General features: G+C 42.0%; 7 protein-coding genes. 3 read left to right on the top strand and 4 right to left on the bottom strand.

Annotated elements, in window-relative coordinates; translation table 11 throughout:
• Positions 1 to 80: 80 nt before the first annotated feature.
• The gene (locus tag OCT63_RS20900; protein ID WP_161673566.1) at positions 81 to 716 is read left to right on the top strand and encodes a CatB-related O-acetyltransferase; all 636 of its coding nucleotides are present in this window, start codon (positions 81 to 83) and stop codon (positions 714 to 716) included.
• A 455-nt stretch (positions 717 to 1,171) separates the two neighbouring features.
• Here OCT63_RS20900 and OCT63_RS20895 read toward each other — a convergent pair whose 3' ends face one another.
• Both OCT63_RS20895 and OCT63_RS20890 read right to left on the bottom strand, forming a co-directional pair.
• The gene (locus OCT63_RS20895) at positions 1,172 to 1,951 is read right to left on the bottom strand and encodes a sulfite exporter TauE/SafE family protein (protein ID WP_269984538.1); all 780 of its coding nucleotides are present in this window, start codon (positions 1,949 to 1,951) and stop codon (positions 1,172 to 1,174) included.
• Between the two features lie 21 nt (positions 1,952 to 1,972).
• Positions 1,973 to 2,845 carry an NAD(P)-dependent oxidoreductase gene (locus tag OCT63_RS20890; protein ID WP_269984537.1) on the bottom strand — a complete coding sequence of 291 codons (873 nt, stop codon included), beginning with the start codon at positions 2,843 to 2,845 and terminating at the stop codon, positions 1,973 to 1,975.
• Positions 2,846 to 3,250: 405 nt separating this feature from the next.
• Between OCT63_RS20890 and OCT63_RS20885 the strand changes: the two genes are divergently transcribed.
• Both OCT63_RS20885 and OCT63_RS20880 read left to right on the top strand, forming a co-directional pair.
• Positions 3,251 to 4,591, top strand: coding sequence for an aminotransferase-like domain-containing protein (locus OCT63_RS20885; protein WP_269984536.1), 1,341 nt, complete (start codon positions 3,251 to 3,253; stop codon positions 4,589 to 4,591).
• Positions 4,592 to 4,838: 247 nt separating this feature from the next.
• The gene (locus OCT63_RS20880) at positions 4,839 to 5,162 is read left to right on the top strand and encodes a DUF1244 domain-containing protein (RefSeq protein ID WP_017056962.1); all 324 of its coding nucleotides are present in this window, start codon (positions 4,839 to 4,841) and stop codon (positions 5,160 to 5,162) included.
• A 95-nt stretch (positions 5,163 to 5,257) separates the two neighbouring features.
• Here the strand turns inward: OCT63_RS20880 and vexH are convergent, their stop codons facing one another.
• A complete protein-coding gene (vexH, locus tag OCT63_RS20875) occupies positions 5,258 to 8,371 on the bottom strand; it encodes a vibriobactin export RND transporter permease subunit VexH (RefSeq protein WP_269984535.1) in 3,114 nt (1,037 codons plus the stop codon).
• Positions 8,371 to 9,468 (bottom strand): efflux RND transporter periplasmic adaptor subunit, encoded by a 1,098-nt coding sequence (locus OCT63_RS20870; RefSeq protein WP_161673550.1) that lies wholly within the window; start codon positions 9,466 to 9,468, stop codon positions 8,371 to 8,373. The genes vexH and OCT63_RS20870 overlap by 1 nt, the downstream gene beginning before the upstream one ends.
• Between the last annotated feature and the right edge of the window lie 603 nt (positions 9,469 to 10,071).

Genomic DNA, 10,071 nt, shown 5'->3' with positions numbered 1-10,071 from the left:
ATAGCTTATTATCAGTCTATAAATAGTAGCAACAACAGTACTTTTAAATCAGTTTAATTTTTTCAAAAGGAAATATCATGATGGAAAAAAAACATTGGTCAAAAACTCAACTTTTACATGAAGTAGTAACAAACCCAAATATTTTAATCAAAGGAAAACATAGTTATTATAGCGATTGCTGGGACAATGGGTTCGAGGAATCAGTTGTCAGATACTTGCATGGTGATGAAGTTAGCCAACAGTGGGAACCTCTTTGGGAAATAGACAAACTTCATATTGGCAATTATGTTTGTATAGGAGCTGAGTCCATTATATTAATGGGAGGTAATCATACTCACAGAGCTGATTGGTTTTGTCTCTACCCTTTTATGGAATACATAGACCAAGCTTATGTTGGAAAAGGAGATACCCATATTGGGGATGGCGCATGGATCGGTATAAGGAGTATGATCATGCCGGGAGTTTCCATAGGAGAAGGAGCTATTATTGCCGCTAATAGCCTTGTTACGAAGAATGTTGCACCTTACAGCATTGTTGGAGGCTCCCCAGCTAAGTTTTTAAAATATAGATTCGAGCCTTCTATCATTGAAGAGCTATTAAAATTAAAAGTTTATGATTGGTCTGAAGATAAATTCGAAGCTCTTAAAAGTGATTTATGCTCTTCTAATATTGATTCGTTAAAAAAGTCAGCTTCTATTTATGATTCGAGTATATGATATATACCTGATATAAACTTATCATATTGATATGGTGGTAAATGTACTTACACCATGCTAGGACGTGAACGTAGTTTGATGGATTTATTTTGACTAGCTCGTTACTCATTTAATCATAGGGTTAACATCTCAAGTAAAGGTTCAAAGACAACGGAACGTAATATGTATCAAACTACTTTCAGTTTATAATCTGGCTGTCTACGCCAAATTACCCCTACCCTAAAAGTCTTTTGACCCCACTTCGTTTCGTTTTATTCAAGATAACCATAATGACTCCTTTTTGATGAGTCAGCACGATTTTAATGGGGAAGAAGTGAGTCAATATTAGGTTCAGCCTTTATCAAATCTTTCATATAGTTGATCATGTAATCATAGATTAATACGAGAACTCTCATCCGCATTGAATGAGAATTCCATTGTGTAGACTTTTTCTGGCTAGTTTTTAGAGCAGGAATTTATAACCTAGCGAAATCATCAGTAGACTGAGTGAGACTGAGTGAGACTGATATGGTCCGTTGAATCAGTTTGGCACCATACTTCATGGCCGATGAACTCCCGACATGGTTACCAAGTAAATTCATTGCTGCTAAAGGTATTGCCAGCATATATAGGACATTACCTGCAATCATAAATGCGAATAATGCGCCTATGTTGGAATAAAAGTTAAACAGCTTTGAAGTCGCTGATGCCGAAACTAAATCGAATCTAAGTAAGTAATGTAAGGCTAGAATTAAAAAGCTACCTGTACCTGGACCAAAAAATCCGTCATAAAAGCCAATGACAAATACAGCGGCTGGAACGCCAAATAAAATGACTTGTTTGTTGATTGGATCTGAATTTTCTTCATTACGATTCTTCTTAGGAATGAAAGATAAAATAATTCCGAACGGAAGCATAAAAAGAATGATTTTTCCGATTGTGTCAGGGTCAAAGTAAAGGATCGCTTGTGCACCCGCATACGCACCAATGAGGCCGGCTGGGATACCAGTTGCCGCTGCGGTCCAAATTACTTTCTTATTTCGAACAAAATTTCGAATAGCTGCGATAGTACCTAATGTGCTGACAATTTTTTCTTGCCCCAGAGCCAATTGAGGCGGTAATCCTGCAAGGATAAATGAAGGAACTAAGATTAGCCCTCCACCGCCAGCTACGGAGTCAATAAAACCGGCCGCAAAAGCCGATACCATTAATGCTATTAGTATCAAAAGTGTAATGTCGTTACCGAAGAGTTCCATACTGAAAAGTTCCTGTCGAAGTTATCGATCGTAGATTTTGAAAAGTACAGAGGTATCCATGCGACCAAAACCTTGCTGCTGTAGAGTTTGATATTCACTGTCTACTTTTTCTGTTAGCGGAAGCGTAACACCCATCTTATTAGCTTCATTTAGGCAAATGCTGAGATCTTTATGCATCCAGTCAATAGCAAAACCAAAATCGAACTTATCTTGCGACATAGTCACGGTTCTATTCTCCATTTGCCACGAACCTGCGGCACCATGCTTTAATACATCAACTAATTGGTTAATATTGAGATCTGCTTTTTTTGCCAGAAGGAGACCTTCGCTTAGCCCTTTTAATACACCTGCAATACAGATTTGATTAACCATCTTACTGCGCTGTCCCTGCCCATTTTTACCCATTAAAGTCGATTGCTTACCATAACTTTGCATCACGGGCTCTACGTGTTCAAAAACCGTTTGCTCACCACCACACATAATTGTCAGAGCTGCATTTTCAGCTCCTGCCTGACCACCTGATACTGGAGCATCGATAAACGAAACATTCTTTTCCATACATGCCCTGGCCAATTCCTCTGCAAGCTCTGCAGATGTTGTCGTGTGGTCAACCAAAACAGAGCCTGTAACCATACTTGCGAGTACACCGTCTTCGCCATATACAACACTTCTTACGTCGTCATCATTCCCTACGCATAAAAACACAATGTCACAGTTAGTCGCAGCTAACCCTGGAGTTGGCTGGTATTCACCAGAAAATTCTTGCGCCCATAATTTTGCTTTGCTTTCTGTACGATTAAACACTTTGATCTTGTACCCTGCTTTTGCAAGATGACCCGCCATTGGAAAACCCATTACACCTAAACCAATAAAAGCGACGTTGTTTGATTTCATTTTATTTTCCTTAATCTTTTCCAATATGTTGAAATTCTGGGAAGGCTGGAACGATACGCTCTAATGTACTCATCCCAAACAGGCGAGCTAGCCAGCGGTCTGAACCATCCGATCTGGATTTAAAACCTTCACGGCTATGTAAAAGCCGTTGGTTCTTAATGATCAGTAATGTACTTCTTGAACACTTTGTTTTTTAAGTGTCCCTACCTTTTCTTTTAGCATTTCTTAAGCCTAATTTGATGTTGTTATAGTTTATATTGAGTTATATCAATATTGTTTAAGTATAGATTATTTCTTAAATTGAACTATGTCAATGTGGGGTTTTGTTTTTATTTAAAAGAGTAAAAACTAAAAAGACATATGTTATAATCGATTAAAAATCAGGATTGTCCGGGGAGGCACCTTGTGAGCAATAGTAAATTCATTCATATCGCAGAAGTTATAGAGCAGAAAATTGAAACAGGTGAGTTCCCGCCAAGCTCAAAGCTACCCACTCATCGATTACTTGCAAAGGAGCTAGGCACTACACCTGCAACCGTTGCAAAAGCTTATAAGTTGCTTAATGACAAAGGGTGCTTGGAGTCATTTATTGGACGCGGTACGTTCGTTCGAGCTAACTCAGAACTTGATAAAGCCATCCAAGCTCCCGATAAAGAAGAAAACTATAACTTCTCTATACTTCAACCTTGTCTAGAAAGAAATGTACCTGCGTTGAAAAATGCCTACCGACAATCAGCGGATATACTGACCTCTGACGTTGTTGGATATGTTGAACATTCAGGGCATGACGCTCATAGAGCGGCTGGGGTTAAATGGGCGGAAAAATACGGCTTAGAGGGAGCAAACAGCGGGAATATGTTACTGACGAATGGGGCTCAACACGCTTTGTCTTTACTCATTGATGCTTTAACAAAGCCTGGTGATACTATTCTAGTCGAACGACTTACCTACCCAGGTATTCTGGCCATTGTAAACATGTCAGACCGTCATGTAATTGGTGTCGATCTTGATGAGTATGGTTTATGTCCAAAAGCTTTGGCGAGTGAAATTGATGCACACCAAGCCGCCATGGTGATAACTGTTCCTAGCCATCAGAACCCAACAGGGCTCTCAATGCCTGAATCCCGAAAAAAGGAAATAGCACAAGTTATTAACGATAAGAGAGTGTGGTTAGTTGAAGATGATATTTATTGCTTTTTAGATGATGAACCAATACCTCCAATAGCTAATTTTGCTCCAGATTATACGTTCCACATTTCGGCACTATCTAAAGCTATCAGCCCTGCTATGCGTTGTGGTTACTTAAAAGCCCCAGAAAGTCAGATAACAGCTCTCAATGCTAATATTAGAACTAACATTTGGCTTGCGTCTCCAATTAATTTTATTGCAGCGACTTTGTTGATTGAATCCGGTGATGCTTTTCGGTTAGCGGATCAACAAAGAGAAGTTGCGAATGAAAGGCAGAAGATGGTGAGGGAGATTTTTACTTCTATAGAGTTCACGGCGTCTGGATATCATATTTGGTTACCACTACCTGCTCATTGGCAGCCAGATCGATTTGCTATGGAAGCCAAAAACCGAGGTGTAATAGTTACTAGTGGTAGTTACTTCTGCGCAAATAATGAAAGTACGCCACATGTCAGATTATCTTTGATGTCTATTGGGAATGAGGCTCGATTGAGAGATGGCTTGAATCAGCTCCAACTATTATTGGACTCTGACATTAATGGCTTTTTCCCATATTAAGGAATCGAACAAATGGTTTTGAAGTAACGAAGGTGTAAATTAGCTTGGTGAGCCTACCCTTTTGAATCGCCACCATACCAGTAAACACAAGCTCTCCACATTATGATAAAACCTCAACCCAATTGAATCATCAGGAAAACAGAGGCAAATATCGTTATCAGAGATGATGAGTCGAGTCTTTGCATCAATAACCTAGCAATGTAGACTCAATACTCATAGACAATGAAACTCATAAAAGGAAGAAATTGTGGCGCAATTTAAATATAAACAACTAACCCAAGAAGAACAAGATAAGCTGGATGCTGCAGCATTTCGTCGACTATTGGCGCATTTAGACTCTAATAAAGAGGTCGCTAATATAGACTTAATGATTTTAGCGGGCTTCTGCCGAAATTGTTTTAGCAAATGGTATGCTGCTGAAGCTGAATCTATAGGCGCTGACCTGAACTTGGACGACGCTCGAGAACGTGTCTATGGGATGACATATGACGAATGGAAGAGTAACCATCAACCAAAAGCGACTCCAGAGCAATTAAAAGCATTTGAAGCTAGCCAGGCAAAAAAGAAATAAAGTGTCCATACTATAAAAGCCTGCAATTCGCTAGGAGCAAACGCAGGCTTTCAATATTGTTACACTATTCCGAGCTCATTAACCGTGCGAGTTCATTAACCATGAGAACTTCTTCCCACGTTGTCATGACTAAGCTCTTTATTAAGCTCAGCTTCCACGTGACCCGGAGAGCGTGTTGAGCCAGAAATCAGGCGATACATCGCAGGGATAACGAACAGAGTAACTAAGGTCGCAAAGCCCATACCAAAGAAGATAACCGTACCCACAGCGACTCGGCTTTCATAGCCAGCCCCTGCCGAGGTAATCAATGGAATCGCACCTGCTAGCGTCGTAAACGCCGTCATTAAGATTGGGCGCAAACGTCGCGCCGAAGCGTCGATGATCGCATTTTCAAACTCAATACCACGGTCACGCAATTGGTTAGCAAACTCCACGATCAAAATACCGTTCTTAGTTACCATACCGATCAACATGATCATACCAATCTGGCTGTATACGTTGAGACCTTGACTCATCAACACCAAGCCTAAGAAGCCACCAAAGATACCCATAGGTACAGTGAACATCACCACCAGTGGGTTAATGAAGCTCTCAAACTGCGCGGCCAATACCAAATACGCCACCAACATAGCTAGTGCAAACACAATTAGGATGCTTGATTGGTTCTCTTTGAAGTCTTTTGATTCGCCCGAGTAGCTCACTGATATGTCACCCGGTAGCTGCTCAATCGCTTGTTGATCAAGAAAGTCCAGAGCATCACCCAGCGTATAACCTTCCATTAGGTTCGCTTTGATGGTCACCGATTTCTGCTTATTGTAGTGCGACAAACGAATCGACGATGCGACTTCTTCAATGTGGGTTAGCGTATCGAGCGTCACTAGCTCGCCAGACTGAGTTCGCATGTAAATTTGACTCAAGTCATTCGCATTGTTAAAGCTATTCTCATCACCACGTAGGTAAACATCATACTCTTCACCGCGTTCAACAAACGTTGTTTCACTCTTACCACCAAGCATGATTTCTAATGTATCTGAAATGTCTAAGACGCTCACACCCAGCTCTGCTGCACGCTGTTTGTCTACCGTAACCAATAACTCTGGTGTTTTCTCAGAGTAATCGATATCCGCACCTTCCATCATTGGAGAGTCTTCAGCCGCTTGCTTTAATATTTCGCCCCACTTTTGTAATTCCGAGTAATCAGAGCCACCCAACACAAACTGTACAGGCTCACTAGAGCCACCTTGGAAACCTGGCATGAACGGGAATACACGCACATCAGGAATACCATTCAAAGATTTTCGAACTTCGTTCAATGCCTCTTGCGCCGTCACATCTCGCTCGTCCCAATCTTCTAGGATCATGATAACGAAACCTGTTTGGTCACCCGCATTACCACCAAACGCTGGTGATTGAATGCTGAATGATTTCAAGAAACCTTGACCAAGCAACGGCATTAATCGCTCTTCAACAATGTCCATGTTGGCAGACATACGGTTATAACTGGTTGCATCAGCACCACGAACAAACGCAAAGATAACGCCACGGTCTTCTTGCGGAGTTAGTTGCGAAGGCACTTGCTGCATCAACCCATAACTGCCGCCCATACAAGCGAGAATGATGATTGGAGCCGCCCAACGCCAATGTAGAGCACGACGTAATACTGCTTTGTAACCACCTTCTAGCTTGCCAAAAATGCGTTCAACAAATCGATTGAAATGGTTCGGTTTCACATTCGCTTTTAAAATCTTGCTGCCCAGGACAGGTGTTAACGTTAATGCCACCACAGACGAGAAGATCACCGACATCGCCAACAGTACCGAGAACTCAGTAAACAACAGGCCAACCATGCCATCCATGAACGAGATTGGTAGGAACACCATGACCAGAACTAGCGTGGTTGCGATTACCGCAAAGCCTACTTCACGCGTGCCTTTATAAGCGGCAAGCAGCGGCGATTCACCACGTTCAATGTGGTGGAAAATGTTCTCTACTACCACGATGGCATCATCTACCACCAGACCGATAGACAGGATCAGTGCCATCAAGGTAATCAGGTTGATAGAGAAGCCGAAGTAGTACGCCGCAATAAACGACGAGATCAAAGAGACAGGAACCGTCACCGCAGGGATCAGGGTTGCACGTGCTTGGCCAATAAAGACGTATAGCACAAGGATAACCAAACCACCCGTAACGAAGAGTGTGCTATATACCTCTGAGATAGAACGATCGATAAAGACGGTTGAATCATAATCCACCGCTAGACGAGTACCATCAGGCAAGAATTTTTGAATCGCCTCAACTTCCCTATGTACTAAGTCAGCAACCTCAAGTGGGTTCGCATCTGACTGAGGTACAATGCCCATACTGACGTTAACCACGCCGTCACTTTTAAAGGTTGAGTTTTCATTTTCTGCGCCAATGTAAACATCAGCCACGTCTTTCAAGTAGATAGGTGTGTTATCTGAAGCTCGTTTTACTACTAAGTATTCAAAATCTTTTGCTTGGGTATACGAACGAGCAGTACGAACCGACATCACAATTGCATCGTTACGCACTTCACCACCCGGGCTTTCAATGTTCTCACTGTTTAACGCCGATGTAATATCAGAAGCAGTTACTCCACGTCCCGCCATCTCAGCAGGTTTCAGCTTCACGTACATTACTTTGTACAAGCCGCCAGAAATATCCACTGAACTTACACCAGAGATCAAACTAAAGCGATCAATCAACACACGCTCGGTGTAATCAGTTAACTGCGTTCGGTCCATCTCGGTTGAGCTGAGGTTGATGTAAACCGATGCTTCACCACTACCATTGTTCTTATAGACAATTGGATCGTCGGCTTCATCAGGTAACGATCGCTGTGCTCGAGCTACTGCATCACGCACATCACTCACACCGGTATTTAGATCATAACCCAACTCAAAGGTAATAGTGATTCGTGAAGAGCCATTTCGGGTAGTCGACTCAATTTCATCGATACCGCTAATTCCGGAGAGCTGGTCTTCAAGATTAGAAGTAATCTGGCTCTCAATGATGGTGGCTGATGCCCCTTCATATCGAGTACTAATCGATACTACCGGGCTTTCAATATCTGGCATCTCACGAACTGCAAGCTTGCTAAACGATACAAGACCAAACACAACCAAAAGCAAGCTCAGTACGATAGCTGCTACTGGTCTCTTGACTGAAACATCAGATAACAACATTAGTTAGCGCCTTCTTGTGTTGCTGTATTTACATCAAGATTAGCTGTAACGCCATCAAGTTTAGCTGAGTGATTAACGGCGAGTTCTTGAACCAACACGCCATCGCGCATATTCACGATGCCTTGCACCACGATCTTCTGACCAATCTCGATACCTTTATCAATCACGACTTCGTTATCGATACGCGCACCCAAGAACACTTCTGTTCGAGTTGCCTTGTTATCTTCGCCAATCACGTAAACAAAACGCTTCGTACCAGAGTACTCCAATGCTTGAACCGGGATAATCGGAGCTTCAACTGGTGGGAAGTCCATATTAGCTGCCACTAACATGCCCGGTTTCAAGTAATCATTGTTGTTATCAAAGTGGATTCGAACTCGTAAATTCAAGGTTTCAGCGTTGATACGTGAATCAATGCCAACCACTGTGCCAGTGAACTGAGTATCACCCCATGCACTAGTGCGAGCCGTTACTGTCATGCCTTTAGACAATTTAGAAAGGTAACGCTCAGGAATTTGGAGATCTAACTGCATGACAGATAGATCATCTAAGGTCACAAGTTCAGTACCAGATGTCACCATTTTACCGCGGCTAAAGTCAATAAAGCCGACGGTACCAGAGAAGGGAGCACTGATATGAAGATCTTTAAGATTGGCATTTGCGGCAGCCAATCGAGCATTCGCAATCTCAACATTGGTTTTCTGCGCATCAATTTCAGTTTGCGTAATCGCGTTACGTTTTACTAATCGTTGAAATTCCGCCAGCTTACGTTGCTCATCTTTTAGGTACGCTTGCGCCTCTGCAACCGCGGCTTTGGCTTTGTCGTCATCTAATTGGACCAACATCTGTCCTTTAGTGACATCTTGATTAGCTTTGATGTTGATAGAGTCAACCCTACCCGCTACTTCAGAAGTAATGATCACAGATTGCTCGGCTTCTAACTTACCGACCAAAGAAAGAGACTGACTGACTTGATGGACATCGACCTGTTCAGTAACAACAGTGACAGCGCTTGGGCCCATCAGTTTTGCTAGTGTGGTTGGAGACGCCATAACAATCGACAAGATAAAGAGGGGTAAAACAGATTTACGCTTCATAATAATGGTCTGCAAGTAAGGTTATACCAATCACAGTGAGCAAGTGGTCAGAAATAGCGCAGGAAAAAGGCTTGAGAACAAGGCAGCTCTTTTCAACTGATAGCTACGATAAGTAGTTATTCTACAATCAAAAATTCTAACGCCGTTATCGAGCATTTTAACAAGCTAGGATGACACCTTGATTTACTACGATTGGTATTATTATCTATAAATGAAATTAATCGTATTCTATCAACTGATGAATGCTGTAACGTCAAGAAGTGTAAATCTAGATTAAATTCCATTTACGTTTCATCACGTTTTGGACACATAGAACACAATACAGAAAGCCAATCACCTCAAGGTGTTACCTATTAATACGTAAACCTTAGTACAGATGTTCACTTCCCGAGCAATATGCGTACTTTTCGCCATCTTTGCCCAAAAAGGCAGCATTCAACACAAAACCATAAGAAAAACTCTTTACAGGTTTAACGTGTTTGCTATGATGCGCTCCGCACTTGAGAGATGCGTTGGGAAAAACATCTCTTTAGCCTATCCATTATGAGTTAGGAAAAAACACCCTGGAGGGGTTCCCGAGTGGCCAAAGGGAGCAGACTGTAA

Source organism: Vibrio sp. RW (genome assembly GCF_027587105.1).
Taxonomy (GTDB): Bacteria; Pseudomonadota; Gammaproteobacteria; order Enterobacterales; family Vibrionaceae; genus Vibrio; species Vibrio toranzoniae.
The sequence above is the reverse complement of the archived record's forward strand: the minus strand, read 5'-3'. Positions and strand labels throughout refer to the sequence as shown.

Coding starts and splice junctions, on each gene's coding strand:
- OCT63_RS20890 (WP_269984537.1), bottom strand. CDS start 2,845: ATGAAATCAAACAACGTCGCTTTTATTGGTTTAGGTGTAATGGGTTTT.
- OCT63_RS20900 (WP_161673566.1), top strand. CDS start 81: ATGGAAAAAAAACATTGGTCAAAAACTCAACTTTTACATGAAGTAGTA.
- vexH (WP_269984535.1), bottom strand. CDS start 8,371: ATGTTGTTATCTGATGTTTCAGTCAAGAGACCAGTAGCAGCTATCGTA.
- OCT63_RS20895 (WP_269984538.1), bottom strand. CDS start 1,951: ATGGAACTCTTCGGTAACGACATTACACTTTTGATACTAATAGCATTA.
- OCT63_RS20870 (WP_161673550.1), bottom strand. CDS start 9,468: ATGAAGCGTAAATCTGTTTTACCCCTCTTTATCTTGTCGATTGTTATG.